General features: G+C 65.7%; 16 protein-coding genes. 14 read left to right on the top strand and 2 right to left on the bottom strand.

The features are described from left to right. The first annotated feature begins 5 nt into the window (after positions 1–5). The 8 genes from ACSU04_RS13645 to ACSU04_RS13610 all read left to right on the top strand — a co-directional run bounded on the left by ACSU04_RS13645 (position 6) and on the right by ACSU04_RS13610 (position 8,746). Positions 6–761, top strand: a complete 756-nt coding sequence (locus ACSU04_RS13645; protein ID WP_439289956.1) for an SDR family NAD(P)-dependent oxidoreductase — start codon at positions 6–8, stop codon at positions 759–761. 30 nt (positions 762–791) lie between these two features. Beyond that, positions 792–1,112, top strand: a complete 321-nt coding sequence (locus tag ACSU04_RS13640; protein ID WP_439289955.1) for a 2Fe-2S iron-sulfur cluster-binding protein — start codon at positions 792–794, stop codon at positions 1,110–1,112. 13 nt (positions 1,113–1,125) lie between these two features. After that, positions 1,126–2,409 carry an NAD(P)/FAD-dependent oxidoreductase gene (locus tag ACSU04_RS13635; protein ID WP_439289954.1) on the top strand — a complete coding sequence of 428 codons (1,284 nt, stop codon included), beginning with the start codon at positions 1,126–1,128 and terminating at the stop codon, positions 2,407–2,409. 13 nt (positions 2,410–2,422) lie between these two features. Then, entirely contained in the window at positions 2,423–3,067 is a 645-nt protein-coding gene (locus tag ACSU04_RS13630; RefSeq protein ID WP_439289953.1) for an HD domain-containing protein, read from the top strand. Next, entirely contained in the window at positions 3,064–4,572 is a 1,509-nt protein-coding gene (locus ACSU04_RS13625) for an aldehyde dehydrogenase family protein (protein WP_439289952.1), read from the top strand. Before ACSU04_RS13630 ends, ACSU04_RS13625 begins: the two co-directional genes overlap by 4 nt. 326 nt (positions 4,573–4,898) lie before the next feature. After that, positions 4,899–6,068: a thiolase family protein gene (locus ACSU04_RS13620; protein ID WP_439289951.1), complete on the top strand. Its 1,170-nt coding sequence runs from the start codon at positions 4,899–4,901 to the stop codon at positions 6,066–6,068. A 9-nt stretch (positions 6,069–6,077) separates the two neighbouring features. Next, positions 6,078–6,881, top strand: coding sequence for an IclR family transcriptional regulator domain-containing protein (locus ACSU04_RS13615; RefSeq protein WP_439289950.1), 804 nt, complete (start codon positions 6,078–6,080; stop codon positions 6,879–6,881). Positions 6,882–7,033: 152 nt separating this feature from the next. Beyond that, complete coding sequence (locus ACSU04_RS13610; protein WP_439289949.1) at positions 7,034–8,746, top strand: long-chain-fatty-acid--CoA ligase; 1,713 nt, start codon at positions 7,034–7,036, stop codon at positions 8,744–8,746. 15 nt (positions 8,747–8,761) lie between these two features. Here the strand turns inward: ACSU04_RS13610 and ACSU04_RS13605 are convergent, their stop codons facing one another. Further along, positions 8,762–9,211, bottom strand: a complete 450-nt coding sequence (locus ACSU04_RS13605; RefSeq protein ID WP_439289948.1) for a MarR family winged helix-turn-helix transcriptional regulator — start codon at positions 9,209–9,211, stop codon at positions 8,762–8,764. Positions 9,212–9,314: 103 nt separating this feature from the next. On the opposite strand from ACSU04_RS13605, the gene ACSU04_RS13600 reads away from it, so the two are divergent. The 4 genes from ACSU04_RS13600 to ACSU04_RS13585 all read left to right on the top strand — a co-directional run bounded on the left by ACSU04_RS13600 (position 9,315) and on the right by ACSU04_RS13585 (position 13,255). Further along, positions 9,315–10,232, top strand: a complete 918-nt coding sequence (locus ACSU04_RS13600) for an SDR family NAD(P)-dependent oxidoreductase (protein WP_439289947.1) — start codon at positions 9,315–9,317, stop codon at positions 10,230–10,232. A gap of 11 nt (positions 10,233–10,243) precedes the next feature. Further along, a complete protein-coding gene (locus ACSU04_RS13595) occupies positions 10,244–11,131 on the top strand; it encodes an amidohydrolase family protein (RefSeq protein ID WP_439289946.1) in 888 nt (295 codons plus the stop codon). 104 nt (positions 11,132–11,235) lie between these two features. Further along, positions 11,236–11,688: a MaoC family dehydratase gene (locus ACSU04_RS13590; protein WP_439289945.1), complete on the top strand. Its 453-nt coding sequence runs from the start codon at positions 11,236–11,238 to the stop codon at positions 11,686–11,688. A 46-nt stretch (positions 11,689–11,734) separates the two neighbouring features. Further along, positions 11,735–13,255, top strand: a complete 1,521-nt coding sequence (locus tag ACSU04_RS13585; protein ID WP_439289944.1) for an acyl-CoA synthetase — start codon at positions 11,735–11,737, stop codon at positions 13,253–13,255. 3 nt (positions 13,256–13,258) lie between these two features. Here ACSU04_RS13585 and ACSU04_RS13580 read toward each other — a convergent pair whose 3' ends face one another. Next, positions 13,259–13,837, bottom strand: coding sequence for a PadR family transcriptional regulator (locus tag ACSU04_RS13580; protein ID WP_439289943.1), 579 nt, complete (start codon positions 13,835–13,837; stop codon positions 13,259–13,261). A gap of 121 nt (positions 13,838–13,958) precedes the next feature. On the opposite strand from ACSU04_RS13580, the gene ACSU04_RS13575 reads away from it, so the two are divergent. Together ACSU04_RS13575 and ACSU04_RS13570 are read left to right on the top strand one after the other, a co-directional pair. Then, positions 13,959–15,068, top strand: coding sequence for an aromatic ring-hydroxylating dioxygenase subunit alpha (locus ACSU04_RS13575; protein WP_439289942.1), 1,110 nt, complete (start codon positions 13,959–13,961; stop codon positions 15,066–15,068). 1 nt (position 15,069) lies between these two features. After that, positions 15,070–16,056 (top strand): PDR/VanB family oxidoreductase, encoded by a 987-nt coding sequence (locus tag ACSU04_RS13570; protein ID WP_439289941.1) that lies wholly within the window; start codon positions 15,070–15,072, stop codon positions 16,054–16,056. The last annotated feature ends 22 nt before the right edge of the window (positions 16,057–16,078 follow it).

Here is a 16,078-nt window from a genome sequence, read left to right as displayed (position 1 = left end):
CTGACATGACCAGTACATCGAATGCCCGCACCGTCGTCGTCACAGGCGCCGGCGGAGGCCTCGGAGCGCAGTTCGCGCGAGCCTTCGCCGCACTAGGCGATCGAGTGATCCTCGCCGACATTGACGCGGATGCCGCATCCAGAACCGCTGCCGAGATCTCGTCCACAGCCGCCGTCCCTGCCCTCGCGGTGCACGTGGACGTCACCGACCGTGCGTCGACGGATGCCCTAGCCGCCGCGGCGATAGCCGTTGGGGAATCCGTCGACGTGCTGATCAACAACGCCGCCATCTACGGGACAGTCACGCGCTCGCCGTTCGAGGACATCGACGAGGGCGAGTGGGATCGAGTGATGGCGGTGAATCTCAAAGGTCCGTGGCAGGTGGCCAGGGCCCTGTCGCCGCACCTCGTCAGTGGCGGCCGGGTGATCAACATCTCATCGGCCACCGTCTTCAGCGGCTCGGCGCAGTGGGCACACTACGTGGCATCCAAGGCCGGTGTCATCGGCCTCACCCGAGTGCTCGCCAAGGAACTCGGCGCTCGCGACATCACGGTCAACACCGTCGCGCCCGGGTTCACTCTCACCGAGGCCAGTACTGCACTGATCGAGAACGCCGCCGAATACGGTGTCGACCGCGGGGCGATCCGCAGGCCGATCTCTCCCGAGGACATCGTCGGGACCGTGCTGTACCTCGCCTCACCCGCCAGCGCATTCGTCACCGGACAGACCATCGTCGTCGACGGTGGACGCCAGTTCATCTGACCACCCTCATCTGATCGAAGGAGACCAATCATGAGCACCGTCATCTACACCGCCGACGATGGCATCGTCACCGCGATCGACGGCCGCCCAGGTGACTCGATCATGGAGACCGCTGTCCGCAACGGCGTGCCAGGCATCGTCGGGGAATGCGGGGGAAGTCTCTCCTGTGCGACCTGTCATGTCTTCGTGGCCGAAGAAACCCGCGATCTTGTCGGCGGGCCGGGCGATCTCGAGGACGAGATGCTCGATGGCACTGCCGTCGATCGCCGGGACGAGTCTCGTCTGTCCTGCCAGATCAAGCTGCAGGACGGCTGCGAATACCACGTCACCACACCGAGCGACCAGATCTGATTCGGAGCACACCATGAACGTGACACTCATCGTCGGAGCCTGCCAGGCTGGCGTGCAGATCGCATCGGTCATGCGCGAACGCGGCGACACCGCCCCGATCATCCTCATCGGCGAGGAAGCGCACCGTCCCTATCAACGACCGCCGCTGTCCAAAGGCTGGATCAAGGGCGAGCTGCAGCCGGATGACGTGATCCTGCGCACCCGGGAATGGTTCGCCGACCGCGATATCGAACTCGTGACCGGCGACCGGGTCGTCACGGTGCACCGCACCGCCGACGGTACGGGCACCGCGGTGACCGAAGGTGGTCGCCGCATCGCCTTCGATCGTCTCGCGCTGACGACCGGAGCATCCGCTCGTCGTCTGCCCTTAGAAGGCACTGACTATCACGGCGTGCACTACCTGCGCGACGCGGATCATGCGATCAGCCTGCAGCCCGCGCTCGCCGACGCGTCGGCAAAGAATGTCGTCGTGATCGGTGGCGGTTTCATCGGCCTGGAAACCGCGGCTGTCGCCCGAGGGCTCGGCAAGAACGTCACGGTGCTCGAAGCCGCACCTCGCCTAGTCGGACGCGTTGTCGCGGAGGAGACCAGCGCCTTCTATCTGGGCGCGCATCGGCGCCGCGGAGTGCAGGTCGTCCTGGATGCGCGCATCGCGCGCATCATCGGCGGCGATGCCCGCGTGGCTGGTGCCCAGGGATCGGTAACCGGAGTCGAGCTCGAGGACGGCACCGTCATTGCCGCCGACCTCGTTCTGATCGGCGTCGGCGTGATCCCGCGCACGGAGCTTGCCGAGCAACTGGGCCTGGACGTCGAGGGTGGCATCGTCGTGGATGCGGCGGCCCGGGCATCCGATGGTCTGACGGTTTCGGCAGGCGACTGCACCATGATGCCCAATCCCTACCCGCTCGGCATGGGCGGCAGCATCCGGCTGGAGAGCGTCAACAACGCACTCGAGCAGGCGAAGATCGCGGCCGCTTCCCTTCTCGGTGAACCTGCGGAGTACCGCTCAGTGCCGTGGTTCTGGTCGGACCAGGGCGATCTGAAGCTGCAGATCGCGGGGCTGTCGACCGGCTACGACAGCGTCGTGGTACGCGGCGATCCCGACACCGAGAAGTTCGCGGTGCTGTACTACCGCGAAGGGCGTTTGATCGCCGCCGACGTCGTGAACCACCCGGCGGAGTTCCTGGCGATCAAGTCGGCCCTCATCAAGGGCGGGACGATCTCGCCCGCCGCCGCGGCCGACGTCAGCACATCCCTGAAATCCGCCATCGTCCTGCCCGACGCAGTGAACGCCTGATATCGGAGTCACCATGACACTTCCCGCCGCTGTCCCCGTAGACACCAGCCCCATCGCCGCCGCGGCTGCGAACGACGACCTCGACCCGCTGTGGCGTGCCATCGTCGCCGAATCGCGCTCGCGACAGAACGACATCCATCTGCCCATCTCATTCGCTTTCGCCGAGCGCTTGTGCGCCTCGCACCCCGAGGCGGACGCCCTGGTCGTCAGAGTCGCCATTGTGCTGCATGACACCGGTTGGTCGCGCGTTGACCAGGACCGCATCATCTCCGAGGGATTCTCCGGTGACTGGCGCCGCGCGGATGTTCGATACGAACATGAGCGGCACGGCTGCGACATCGCCCGCGAGGTGCTTCCGCCGCTGGGGTACGACGAGGCCTTTATTGAACGCGTGACCGCGATCATCGACGGTCACGACACCCGCCAGGTGTCGCACTCCATCGAGGACAGTCTCGTGCGCGACGCCGATCGGCTCTGGCGGTTCACGCCCACCGGAATCGCGCTCGCCTCGTCGTGGTTCGGCATCACACCCGCCGCGTACTGTGCACGACTGCGCGTAGAGATCGTGCCCGAGCTGCTCACCGACGCCGCCGTGCGCATGGCCGAGGCCGAGCTCATGCGCGCCGAAGTGCTTCTGAAGATCGAGCAATTGTCATGACGATGCTCGATGACGATTTCGTGGTGGCGATGCGTCATCGCCACCATGAAGCTGCCGCCGGATTGCCCTACACCCACGTCTCTGGACACCGCATTGGCGGCGTCGAGACGAAGGCATCCGGTGGCGTGAACTCCCCGGTTGTGGACCCAGCCACAGGGGAGCGTTGGGGCTCGGTACCGGATGCTGATGCGTCCGATATCGACGCGGCAGTCGCCGCAGCTCGCGCTGCCTATCCCCAGTGGGCGGCGCGGGCTCCCTCCGATCGTGCCGAGCTGTTGCGCCGCATGGCGGATGCGATCGAGAACAGAGCCGATGTGCTCAGCCTCACCAACACGCTGGAGAATGGATCGCCGGTGGCCGAGACTGCTGGCGCAGCGGCGAATGCGGCATCCATCCTGCGAGTGTTCGCAAGCCTGGCCGGGCAACTCGAAGCGGGCGACGTGCGCGCCTTTCCGGATCGACGTAACGAGACTGTCGTCGCGCAGGACCCCATCGGCGTGTGTGCGCTCATCGCGCCGTGGAACTTCCCGATCAACCTCGTCGTGATCAAGCTCGCTCCCGCGCTCGTCGCCGGATGCACCGTCGTGATTAAGCCTGCCGGCCCGACGCCCCTGTCTGCGCGGTTCCTCCTCGACGCCGCGGAGGAGGCCGGTATTCCCGCGGGGGTTATCAACCTCGTGACCGGTGACGGTGCGACGGGCGAGCTGCTCGTGCGCCACCATGGCATCGACAAAGTAGCTTTCACGGGGTCGACACCGGTCGGGCGTCGCATCGCTGCTGCGTGCGGCGAGCTGCTGCGTCCGGTGACCCTCGAGCTCGGCGGTAAGTCGACGGCGATCGTGCTGCCGGATGCTGATTTGGATGCCATGTCGGCGGTGCTTCTGCGCAGCAGCATGCGCAATACCGGGCAGACCTGCTACATATCGACCCGCCTGGTCACCACTCCCGATCGGTATGACGAACTGGTCGACATGGTTTCGGCGACGGTTGCGGCAGCGCCCGTCGGAGACCCGCTGGATCCCGCGACGGTGTTCGGCCCTGTCGCGACGTTCGCGCAACGTGATCGGGTGCTCGGGTATATCCGCGCGGGTGTGGCAGAGGGCGCCAGGGCGACGGTCGGCGGAGATGTGCCCGAACCGCTGCGGGGTGGCGCGTTCGTCGCCCCGACCGTGTTCGCCGACGTCACGCCCGACATGACCATCGCCCGCGAGGAGATCTTCGGACCCGTCATCACTCTGCTCCGCGCACCGTCAGTGGACGCCGCCGTCGACATCGCCAACAACACGTCGTTTGGCCTCGGTGGGATCGTCTTCGGCGGAGATGAGGATGCCGCGTTCCGTGTGGCGCGACGCATGGACACCGGCTCGGTCGGCGTGAACATGTTCGCCTCGAACCACTACGCGCCCTTCGGTGGTCGGCACGATTCCGGTCTCGGTGTCGAGTACGGGCTGGAGGGGCTCAAGGCGTATCTCACGCCGCAGTCTGTGCATCGCCGCGTGCGCTGACTGTAGGCGCCGCTGCGCCGGGCTTCGTCCGGTACACCTGCAGGGCGATCGTACGGATGCAGGGCGACACGCCGTGGGATGGCCGTGCATCCGGGGTTTGGCCCTGCATCCGTACGAGGGCGAGGGCGAAGGCTGGTCAGTGACGTCCCCTAGGGAGTATGCTGGCACCGCATAGCGAACCATCATTCGCAGAGCGAACACTCTCGAGGAGGCGCAGTGATCGACAAGACCGTGCCGGATGCGGCATCCGCCGTCGCTGGCATCCCCGATGGGGCGACCGTCATGATCGGGCGGTTCGACAGGGCAGGGCGGCTGGTGGCGCTCTCGTGACCGCCACCTATATTTACGACGCCGTACGTACCCCGTTCGGACGTGCGGGTGGTGCGCTTGCGGGCATCCGTCCCGATGATCTCGCCGCGACCGTGATGCGCGCAACCGTCGAGCAAACGGAGCTGGACCCTGCGCGCATCGACGATGTCATCTTCGGCGATGCGAACCAGGCCGGTGAAGACAACCGCAATGTCGCGCGGATGGGTGCGTTGCTGGCTGGGCTTCCGACCTCGGTGACAGGCACCACGGTGAACCGGCTGTGTGCGTCGAGCGTCGAGGCCGTCATCCAGGGCGCGCGTGCGATCGAGTCGGGGGATGCCGAGATCATTCTCGCCGGCGGGGTCGAGTCGATGAGTCGGGCGCCATACGTCGTGGAGAAGTCCGCGAAGCCGTTCCCCGCGACCGGCAACCAGACCATGTGGAACACCGCGATCGGCTGGCGGATGACCAACAGCGCGCTGCCGACGCACTGGACCATGTCCAACGGTGAGGCCGCAGAGAAAGCGGCCCGCGTCGCTGGCATCAGCCGTGAGGATCAGGATGCCTTCGCGGTGCGCTCGCATGAGCTCGCTGCGAAAGCATGGGCTGACGGCGTCTACGCCGAGGAGATCGTGCAGGTTCCCGGTGTGGAGCTGGTGCGCGATGAAGGCATTCGCGACGGTTCGACGGTTGAGAAGCTGCGCGGCTTGCGTGCACTGTTCACGGCAGACGGCACCGTGACTGCAGGCAACTCCTCGTCGATCAATGACGGTGCATCGGCCGTGCTTCTCGGTGCTGAGGGCGTCCTGCCGGGTGAGCCGCTCGCGCGCATCACCGGTCGCGCCGCGCACGGGGTCGACCCCGATGACTTCCCGATCGCGCCAATCGAAGCGGCGAACAAGGCACTCGCCCGCGCCGGACGCACCTGGGCAGACGTCGATTTCGTCGAGCTCAATGAAGCATTCGCATCACAGTCGCTCGCGTGCCTGCGCGGCTGGCCGGAGCTCGATCCCGAGCGGCTGAATGTGCACGGCGGGGCGCTGGCGATCGGGCATCCGCTCGGTGCATCCGGCGGTCGCATCATCGGCCATGCCGCGCACGAGCTGCGCCGTCGGGGTCGCGGGGTCGCCGTCGTCGCTATCTGCATCGGCGTTGGGCAGGGTCTCGCCGTCGTGCTGGAACGCTAGGGTTTCGATGTGACTGAATCGGATGCTGCACCCGCGGCCGACTCTGCGCCTTCGGCCGATTTCGTGCAGTCGCTCGCTCGTGGGCTGGCCGTCATCCGCACATTCGATGGTGAGCCTGCTGAGCTGTCACTCGCCGAGGTGGCCCGTCGCGCGGATATTCCGCGCGCTGCAGCTCGACGGTTCCTTCGCACCCTCGAGCATCTCGGCTATGTGCGCGCGACGGCGGATGCCAGGTTCCTGCTGACACCGCGAGTGCTGGAGCTCGGCTACGGCTACCTTTCGTCACTGTCGCTGCCCGAGATCGTGCAGCCGCACCTCGATGCGCTCTCGCGCCAAATCGGGGAATCGGTATCGGTCGCGGTGCTCGACGGAGCAGACATCGTCTACGTCGCCCGTGCCGCTGCCCGCCGCATCATGAGTGTGCGCATCACGATCGGTACTCGCCTGCCTGCGTTCGCGACCAGCATGGGGCGCGTGCTGCTGGCCGCGTTGCGTGAGCCGGAAGCCGGAACCATCTTGGATGCCACGCAACTCGTCGCCCACACCCCGCGCACCCGCGCCGACCGGGCTGACCTCGTTGCCGAGATCGAACGCGTGCGCTCGCAGGGCTGGGCCATGGTCGACGGTGAGCTCGAGGAGGGGCTGCGGTCGATTGCTGTCCCGCTGACGACACGGGCAGGGGTGACAGCGGCACTCAACGTCTCGACAAGCACCGCACGGGGGAAGGCCGATGATGTGCGGGCCGAGCTTCTACCCGCGCTCCAAGAGGCGGCATCCCGCATCGAAGGTGAGCTGCGCGCCGCCCGCGTCTGACGTTTCGGGTGTGAACCGTATCGGCATCCTGTTGCGGGAAGTGTTTCCTGGCATCCGGGGCCGGCGAAGCCAGGATTTCCTTACCGTAACGAGCGCGATTCCCGCAACGGGCGCGACGATGGCGGGGAACAGCGACCGCGTAGGATTCTCCCATGCAGCTGAACGAGACGCGCGCCTGGAATCGGTTCTACGCGCCGGGGACGCCCATCGACATCGAGCCGGTCACCGGGTCCCTCAGTGACCTGCTCGACGAGCGTGTCGCCCAGTGGTCAGACCGCCCGGCGATCGCGTTCTTCGACCGGACGGTGAGCTACCGAGAGCTCGGCGAGCGGGTCTCCCGCGTCGCGAACGGGCTGCGGGGGCTGGGCGTCAAGGCCGGTGACCGTGTCGCGCTCATCATGCCGAACGCTCCTCAGCACGTCATCGCCTTCTACGCCGTGCTGCGCCTCGGCGCCGTCGTTGTCGAGCACAATCCGCTGTACACCCGCGACGAGCTCGAGGTGCAGTTCCGTGACCACGGCGCGACCATCGTCGTCACCTGGGACAAGCTCGTGCCGACTCTGCGCGCGCTGCCGTCCGAACTCGGCATCCGCGACATCATCTCCGTCAATATCACCCGCGCCATGCCGTTCGCGATGCGCCTCGCGCTGACGCTGCCGATCGCGAAGGCGCGCGAGTCGCGTGGGAAGCTGACCGCGCCCGCGCCGGGGACCCTCCCGTTCGCGACGCTTGAGAAGAGCGCTCCGCTTCCGGCGTCGCACCCGCGGCCCGCCGCATCCGATCTGGCATCACTTCAGTACACCTCCGGCACCACCGGCACGCCAAAGGGTGCGATGATCACGCACGCGAATCTGTGGGCGAACGCCCGCCAGGGCGCGGCGTGGATGCCCGAGTTCACCCGGGGTGACGGACGCATCTACGGGCTGCTGCCGATGTTCCACTCCTTCGGCGTCTTGCTCTCGGTCATCTATTCCGTCGAGACCGGCTCCTGCGCCGTGCTCTTCCCGACGTTCGATCCGGCGCTGGTCGAGAAGGCCGCGAAGAAGTTCCCGCCGACGTTCGTGCCAGCGGTGCCGCCGATGTTCGACCGTCTCGCCCGCGTCGCCAAGGAAGGCAAGCTCGATTTGACCGGTGTCGTCTACGCGATCTCCGGTGCGATGACGCTGACCCCGGCGATCGTGAAGCGCTGGGAAGATCAGGCCGGAAGCATGCTCAACGAAGGCTACGGGCTTACCGAGACCAGTCCGGTGGCGCTGGCGAACCCGTTCACGGATGCCCGCCGCATCGGCGCGATCGGCATCCCGTTCCCGTCCACGGACATCAAGGTCGTCGACCCGGACGAGCCCACCCGCGAGGTCGAGCTCGGCGATTCCGGTGAGCTGCTGATCCACGGACCGCAGGTGTTCCAGGGGTACTGGAATCGGCCGGAGGAGACAGCGGCCACCCTGCTCGAGGGCGGCTGGCTGCGCACCGGCGACCTTGTCGTGCAGGATGCCGACGGCTTCGTCACGGTCGTCGACCGCAAGAAGGAACTCATCATCACCGGCGGCTTCAACGTGTCGCCGAGCGAGGTCGAGCAGGTCATCGTGACGGTTCCTGGGGTCGCGGCATCCGCCGTCGTTGGCATCCCGCGGGGGAGCGGAGCCGAGGTCGTCACGGCCGTCGTCGTACTCGAAGAAGGCGCGACGTTCGACGAGGATGCCGCCCGCGAAGCCGCGCGCGAGAGTCTAGCCGAGTATAAGCGCCCGAGCTCCTACCTGGTCTGGGAGGAACTGCCAACCTCGCTCATCGGCAAGGTGCTCCGCCGCACGGTGCGCGACACCCTGATCGCCGACCGCCACGCGGTGCGCGCGACGGAGGACTGAGTGCCATTGAATTCGCTAGGCCGGGAAAGCGGTCTTTCGGAGGAGATCGGCAAGGGTCACGCGCTCGGTGTCCGTGAGTTGGGAGTGCGTGTCGCGCTCGGCGCGACGCACTGCCTGTCGCGCCCGGGTGAGCGTTTCGAGGCCATGGGGGGTGGCGATTACGACGTTTGCGCGTCGGTCGCGAGTGTCGGGTTCGCGGGTCACTAGACCTGATTTCTGAAGGTCGTCGACGAGCGCGACCACCTGGCTGGGGTCCAGCCGGAGGAACTCGGCGATCTCGCGCTGCGAGGTGCGCGCCTCTCCAGCGGCGAGCTCAAGCACGGCGTAGGGGCGCACCTTCATGCCCACGTCGGCAAGGGCGGCGTTGCCGGCTGCGTTGGACAGCGCGCTGGCGCGCGCCAGGAGGAAGCTCATGTCGCCGACGAGCGCCTCGCTGCCCGTCAGCCGGGTGATCGATTCCGTCATGGGTTCATCGTAAGCTACGGAGCATCTATCAATAATTGAAAAGATCAAGTAATCTGACAGTGCTCCGCCGAGAATCGGCCGAGCCCACGAACAGGGGAGTGTCATGTCGCTCGAAGGCAAAGTCGCCATCGTCACCGGATCCGGTCGGGGCCTCGGTCTCGCTTATGCTCGGGAGCTCGCCCGTCAGGGGGCGTCCATCGTCGTCAATGACGTGTCGGCGGATGATGCTGCCGAGGCTGTCGCGAGTATCGAAGCTGTCGGTGGCAAGGCTGTTGCGGTTGTCGCGCCCGTCGGCTCCACTGAGACGGCCCAAGAATTGGTGAAGACTGCCGTCGGCACTTACGGACGCCTGGATATCCTCGTTACGAACGCCGGCGTGCTGCGCGATACCGTGCTGTGGAAGATGAGCGACGACGATTTCGACACCGTCATCAACGTGCACTTGCGCGGCACCTTCACCTGTGTCCGCGAGGCCGCCACCTACATGCGTCAGAACGAGATAGCCGGCCGCATCATCTGCATCGGCTCGCCGACCGGCCAGCGCGGCAACTTCGGTCAGACCAACTACTCCGCGGCCAAGGCGGGCATCGTCGGTATGGTGCGCACCTGGGCCATGGAGCTGAAGAAGGCGGGCATCACCGCGAACGCCGTCATCCCAGTCGCCGCTACCGCCATGACGGCGACCGTCCCCTACTTCGCCGCCGCTGTCGAGGCCGAGGCCAAGGGTGAGTCGATGCCGGCGTTCTTCCGCCACGACCTCGGGTTCGGCACCTCCGACGACGTCGCCAGTCTCATCTCATACCTCGCCTCGGATGACGCGGCAGCAGTGACCGGACAGGCGATCGGCATCGGCGGCGACCGGATCCAGCTCTGGTCGCATCCGGAACCCGTCGTGACCGAATACCACGAGGGCGGCTGGTCGTACGAGACGCTGGCCGCTGACTTCCCCGGTCTCATCGGGGCGCACCAGCAGTCGGTGGGCGAACGCTTCCCTGCGCTCCCCGAAGACCTGCAGCGCTGACCGGGAGCGCCATGACCCGCTACGAGCCGAACATCGACGTCGATGCGATCGTCGCCATTGACATGCACGTGCACATCGAGATCGACGACGACGGTCATACCTCGCTGCCGAGCGATCTCGTCGAAGCTGCGTCGAAGTACTTCGCGGCGGATGCCTCGCGTCCCGATCTCGACTCGATCGCCGCCTACTACCGCGAGCGGAAGATGGCCGCGGTGGTGTTCACGGTCGATGCGGAGTCGCAGCTCGGTCACGCGCCGCTCTCCAGCAGCGACATCGCGGAGGGGGCGGCGCGCCATAGCGACGTGCTGATCCCGTTCGGTTCGGTGGATCCGAATCGTGCGGATGTCGTCGACCGTGTGCGCCGTCTGATCGATGATTACGGGGTGCGAGGCTTCAAGTTCCACCCCACCGTGCAGGGGTTCGACCCGAGCGGTGAGGAGTTCTACGGTCTGTATCGGGTACTCGAGGAGGCCCGTGTCGTCGCGCTGTTCCACACGGGACAGACCGGTATCGGTGCGGGGCTCCCCGGCGGGCGCGGAATGAAGCTCGCGCTGTCGAATCCGATGTTGCTCGACGGTGTCGCTGCGGACTTCCCTGACCTGCAGATCATCATGGCGCACCCGTCGGTGCCCTGGCAGGACGAGGCGCTGTCGGTCGCCACGCACAAGCACAACACCTGGATCGACCTGTCAGGCTGGAGCCCGAAGTATTTTCCTGAGACCCTCGTTCGGGCGGCGAACTCGTATCTGAAGAGGCGCGTTCTGTTCGGCTCGGACTACCCGCTGCTCACACCCGATCGGTGGCAGCGCGACGCTGCTACCGCCGAGACCTTCAAGCCCGAGGTATTGCCCGGCATCCTGAAGGACAACGCTGTGCGCCTGCTCGGACTCGGTGACTGACGTGCCACTGATCGAGCCGTCATCTGCCATCGGCATCACTTCCCTCATCGTCGGACGCGCCCTGACCGGTGCATCCGCATTCGTCTGACCGAAAGGACACCACCATGACCACCACCGTCGCCTACGCCGACATCGCAGGCCTTGCCGGGACCGATCTCGGATTCTCCGAGTGGCTCGACGTCACGCAGGACCGCGTCAACGTCTTCGCAGACGCCACCGATGACCACCAGTGGATCCACGTCGACCCCGAGCGAGCCGTCGACGGTCCGTTCGGAGCGCCGATCGCACACGGTTTCCTCACGCTGTCGCTGGCAGTGAAGTTCTGGAGCGAACTGTTCGACGCCGAGGGCGTGACCACGAAAGTCAACTACGGCCTCGACAAGGTGCGTTTCGTGTCGCCGGTGAAGGTCGGCTCGCGGGTGCGCATGAGCGCTGTCATTGCCGAGGTTGCCGAGGTCACGGGCGGGTACCAGCTCGCGGTCGACCAGACGATCGAGATCGAGGGCGGCGGCAAGCCGGCCGTCGTGGCACGCGGCATTTACCGCTTCTACGCCTGATTCGAGCGCGTCGACAGAACTGTTTCCCGCAGCGAAGGAGCTATGGATGAAGAATCAAGGGCTGGGCAGTTGGATCGCGCGTCGCCGGGTGAAATCTGAGGGGGACATCGCGCTGATTCATGGTGATCTTTCCTACCGGTATGAGGAGTTCGCCGAACGTATCGATCGGTTTGCGAACGCGCTGGCAGAGCGCGGTGTCGCCAAGGGTCATCGCGTCGTCTACTTGGGCAACAATCATCCCGACTTTCTCACCACCTTCTTCGCCTGCGGGATGCTCGGAGCGATCTTCGTTCCGCTCAACACCCGGCTTGCTGCAGGTGAACTGGAGTACATGATCGATGACTGCGGCGCGCGGTTGCTCGTCACGCACCACGATGTGCGCGAGCTTGCGAGGGCTGCGGCGTGGACGAGTGCGATCGAGCATCGCATCGTGGTGGGCGGACCTGCGGAGATGCCGGCAGTTGAGAACATCGAAGACGTCCTGGCCGCCGCATCCGCCGCCGAGCCAGTCGTCGACGTCGGCCACGATGATCCCGCCATGATTCTCTACACCTCGGGAACAACGGGGCGACCCAAGGGGGCGTTGCTCACGCACGGCAATCTCACCTGGAACTCGCTCAACGTGCTCGTCGACTACGACGTCACCTCCAACGAGCGGGCGCTCATGATCGCGCCGATGTTTCACGTCGCCTCACTCAGCATGGGTGCGCTACCCACCCTACTCAAGGGCGGCACCCTGGTGCTGCAGCAGAAGGTCGACGCTGGCGCGGTGCTCGCGGCGATCAAGCAGTACCGAATCACCAGCCTGTCGGGTGTTCCGACCACGTTCCAGATGCTCGCCGAGCACCCAGACTGGAAGACGGCCGACCTGTCCTCCCTGTCGAAGCTCACGTGTGGTGGGTCGAGCGTTCCGCTGCGCGTAATCGATGCGTATGAGCAGCGCGGGCTGAGCTTCTCATCGGGGTACGGGATGACCGAGACTTCGCCTGGCGCTACCGCGCTACCCTATCGCAAGGCGCGGGAGCATGTCGGCTCTGCGGGGCTGTCGCACTTTTTCACCGATGTGCGCATCGTCGGAGACGACGGTTTGCCAGTGCCGACCGGTGAGGCGGGCGAGATCGAGGTCAGCGGCCCAAACGTGATGCGGGAATACTGGCTGCGACCGGATGCCACGCGTGACGCCCACCATGGCGAGTGGCTCCGCTCCGGTGACATCGGAATCCTTGATGAGGATGGATTCCTGACGATAAGTGATCGCCTGAAGGACATGATCATCTCGGGCGGAGAGAATATCTACCCGGCAGAGATCGAGCAGCTGATCATGGAGCGTCCTGAGATCGATTCGGTGGCTGTGATCGGCGTTCCTGATGAGCGGTGGGGAGAAGCTCCTCTCGCAGTCGCGGTCAAACGCTCAGAGATCACGGCCGACGACGTGCTCGAGCACCTCAAGGGGCGCATCGCAAAGTACAAACTCCCGCGTGGCGTGGTGTTCGTCGATGAGTTGCCTCGCACAGCGAGCGGAAAGATCCGCAAGAACGTGTTGCGGGGAAAATACACGCTTGACTGAGTGTCAGCTCAGATCCTCGAGCATCTGCAGGCCGCGCTGTGCCCAGCGAATTTCCGTCTGCGCACGCTCGACCAGGCCTTCATAGGCGAACTCTTTGAACGCGGTCGTGCGCGCCCACTCGGATTGCGGAGTCGTCGCGAGGCGCCGCTCCAGCATCGGATGCCGACCCGAGCGGATGCGCTCAAGTTCGGCCTGCCATCGGTGCAGCAACTCCGTGTGATGTCGTGCGTGATTCTCCAGGAATGCGCGCCGCGCCTCTGCGCCCGCAGACTCGAGGTAGGCGGCTTTCAGATGTGCGGGATCACGCACGCGCGAGTACTCCAAGGGCCCATTGACCCACTCGAGGAAGGCCTGGTCGCCACCATCCGTCACGTGATACACGCGGCGGCGACCGCGGACTCCGCGCGACTGCTCCTCGCCGGCGATCAGCCCTTCGGTCTCCATGCGCTTGAGCTCGGGGTAGATCTGCGAGTCGGGTGCATGCCAGACATGACCCACCGACTCGGCGAACAGCTTCTGCAAGTCGTAGCCCGATAGCGGGCCGACGCGCAGGAGCGCGAGTAGGGCGTATCTCAGTGACATCGAACCTCCGTCGTTCCGAGGACGTTATCAGGCGCTGATCACTTGCGGCAGCGACGCCGGGCGACATACGATGAACATACCTATCCCCATAGGTAAATCTTAGCGGCACGAAGGAGTGACGATGGCTGACACCACGACGGCGAAGATCTTCGACTATCCACGCAATGCGTGGTACGTCGCGGCGTGGGATTACGAAGTGACCCGCAAGCCGCTTGCTCGCACCGTCGCCGGCAGGCCGCTGGCCATGTATCGCACCGAGGACGGAACCCCGGTGGCTCTCGCAGACGCCTGCTGGCATCGCCTGGCGCCGCTGTCGATGGGCAAGGTCATCGGTGATGATCTGCAGTGCCCGTACCATGGCATCCGCTACAACTCCGCGGGGCGATGCACGTCGATGCCCGCGCAGGAGACGATCAACCCCAGCGCGACCGTGGCATCCTTTCCCCTCGTCGATCGCTACCGCTACGTCTGGGCCTGGGTCGGAGACCCGGCACTGGCCGATCCGTCGACCATTCCAGACATGCGTCAGATGACCGACCCGGAGTGGACGGGCGACGGTGAGCTCATTCACGCGGACTGCAACTACCAGCTCGTGCTCGACAACCTCATGGACCTGACCCACGAGGAATTCGTGCACACCTCGAGCATCGGCCAAGAAGAGCTCAGCGAATCGGACTTCGTGACGACCCACACCGACAACACCGTCACCGTGGAACGGTGGATGCTCGACATCCCCGCTCCGCCGTTCTGGCTGAAGAACATGCGCGACAAATTCCCCGGTTTCTCAGGTCGAGTGGACCGGTGGCAGATCATCCACTTCGAGTCTCCCTCGACGATCTGTCTGGATGTTGGTGTGGCCGCGGCCGGCACCGGTGCACGCGAGGGCGATCGCTCCCAGGGGGTCAACGGCTACGTGATGAACACGATCACGCCCGAGACCGACCGCACCTGCCACTACTTCTGGTCGTTCCAGCGCAACTATCGCCTGGACAGTCAGCTGATCACCACCCAGCTGCGCAACGGCGTGCACGGGGTGTTCGGCGAGGATGAGCGCATGCTGAAGGCGCAGCAGGAGGCGATCGACGCGAACCCGGACTATGAGTTCTACAGCCTCAACATCGATGCCGGTGGCATGTGGGTGAGACGCCTGTTGGAACGGATGCTGGCCGCGGAGGGTCGCTCCGGTGGGGTCCCGGTGGCTTCCGCGACCGCGGAATCACGGAGCGCCTGACGTGGCGACATCGCACACGCTCATCTGGCAGCGGGCGACGGTCGTCGAGAGCGCTGAGGTCACCGAACGAATCCGTCGGATCGTGTTCTCGCCCGACGCAGCGCGCCGAATCGACCCCGGAACCCACGTCGAAGTGCGGCTGATCGTGGACGGTGAACCGGTGACGCGCTCCTATTCGATCGCGGAGGCCGTCGGCGACAACGGATCCTTCGCGCTGTGCGTGCATCGCAGTGATGTGTCGCGAGGCGGTGCCGAGGCCATGCATGCCCTGCGCCCGGGAGAACAGGTGGAGCTCACGCATCCGCTGCAGGACTTCCCGTTCAGTTACGGCGGGCGACGCTACGCGTTTCTCGCCGGCGGGGTCGGCATCACCGCCATCCTCGCGATGACGCGGGCCGCTCGGCTCGCAGGTAAGGAATATCGCATCGCATACTGCGGCAGGAGTCGGGGGCAGATGGCTTATCTCGACGCACTGCGCGCCGAGCACGGGGATCGCCTGCGCACGCACGTCGGTGAAGAGGGCACGTCGATCGACGTCGAAGCCTTCGTGGCAGCACTCGATGTCGATGAAGAGCTGTATATGTGCGGCCCGATCCGCCTGATGGATGCCGTGCGCCGAGCCTGGGACGCGTCAGGGAGACCGCTGGCGAACCTGCGATTTGAGACGTTCGGCAACAGCGGCTGGTTCGAACCGCAGCCGTTTCGCGTGCGAATTCCCGCGAGCGGGATCGAGTGCGTGGTCTCGCCCACCCAGACGCTGCTCGAGGCGCTGGAAGGGGCAGCCGCCGACGCGATGTTCGACTGCCGCAAGGGCGAATGCGGCATCTGTGAGGCTCGCGTCGTTGGTCTTGCTGGAGACATCGATCACCGCGACGTGTTCTACAGCGAACGTCAGCGCGATGCGAACTCGAAGATGTGTCCCTGCGTGTCGCGGGTGCACTCCTCCGCAGACGGCGAGATGGCGACCATCGATCTGGAGCTGTCTTGACGGCCGAGATCCCGGATCCTCC

This window comes from Microbacterium sp. A84 (genome assembly GCF_051842815.1).
Taxonomy (GTDB): domain Bacteria; phylum Actinomycetota; class Actinomycetes; order Actinomycetales; family Microbacteriaceae; genus Microbacterium.
The sequence above is the reverse complement of the archived record's forward strand: the minus strand, read 5'-3'. Positions and strand labels throughout refer to the sequence as shown.

Bases quoted from the DNA above. Each gene is read 5' to 3' on its own strand.
- ACSU04_RS13645 (WP_439289956.1), top strand. From the start codon at position 6: ATGACCAGTACATCGAATGCCCGCACCGTCGTCGTCACAGGCGCCGGC.
- ACSU04_RS13640 (WP_439289955.1), top strand. From the start codon at position 792: ATGAGCACCGTCATCTACACCGCCGACGATGGCATCGTCACCGCGATC.
- ACSU04_RS13635 (WP_439289954.1), top strand. From the start codon at position 1,126: ATGAACGTGACACTCATCGTCGGAGCCTGCCAGGCTGGCGTGCAGATC.
- ACSU04_RS13630 (WP_439289953.1), top strand. From the start codon at position 2,423: ATGACACTTCCCGCCGCTGTCCCCGTAGACACCAGCCCCATCGCCGCC.
- ACSU04_RS13625 (WP_439289952.1), top strand. From the start codon at position 3,064: ATGACGATGCTCGATGACGATTTCGTGGTGGCGATGCGTCATCGCCAC.
- ACSU04_RS13610 (WP_439289949.1), top strand. From the start codon at position 7,034: ATGCAGCTGAACGAGACGCGCGCCTGGAATCGGTTCTACGCGCCGGGG.
- ACSU04_RS13605 (WP_439289948.1), bottom strand. From the start codon at position 9,211: ATGACGGAATCGATCACCCGGCTGACGGGCAGCGAGGCGCTCGTCGGC.
- ACSU04_RS13600 (WP_439289947.1), top strand. From the start codon at position 9,315: ATGTCGCTCGAAGGCAAAGTCGCCATCGTCACCGGATCCGGTCGGGGC.
- ACSU04_RS13595 (WP_439289946.1), top strand. From the start codon at position 10,244: ATGACCCGCTACGAGCCGAACATCGACGTCGATGCGATCGTCGCCATT.
- ACSU04_RS13590 (WP_439289945.1), top strand. From the start codon at position 11,236: ATGACCACCACCGTCGCCTACGCCGACATCGCAGGCCTTGCCGGGACC.
- ACSU04_RS13585 (WP_439289944.1), top strand. From the start codon at position 11,735: ATGAAGAATCAAGGGCTGGGCAGTTGGATCGCGCGTCGCCGGGTGAAA.
- ACSU04_RS13580 (WP_439289943.1), bottom strand. From the start codon at position 13,837: ATGTCACTGAGATACGCCCTACTCGCGCTCCTGCGCGTCGGCCCGCTA.
- ACSU04_RS13575 (WP_439289942.1), top strand. From the start codon at position 13,959: ATGGCTGACACCACGACGGCGAAGATCTTCGACTATCCACGCAATGCG.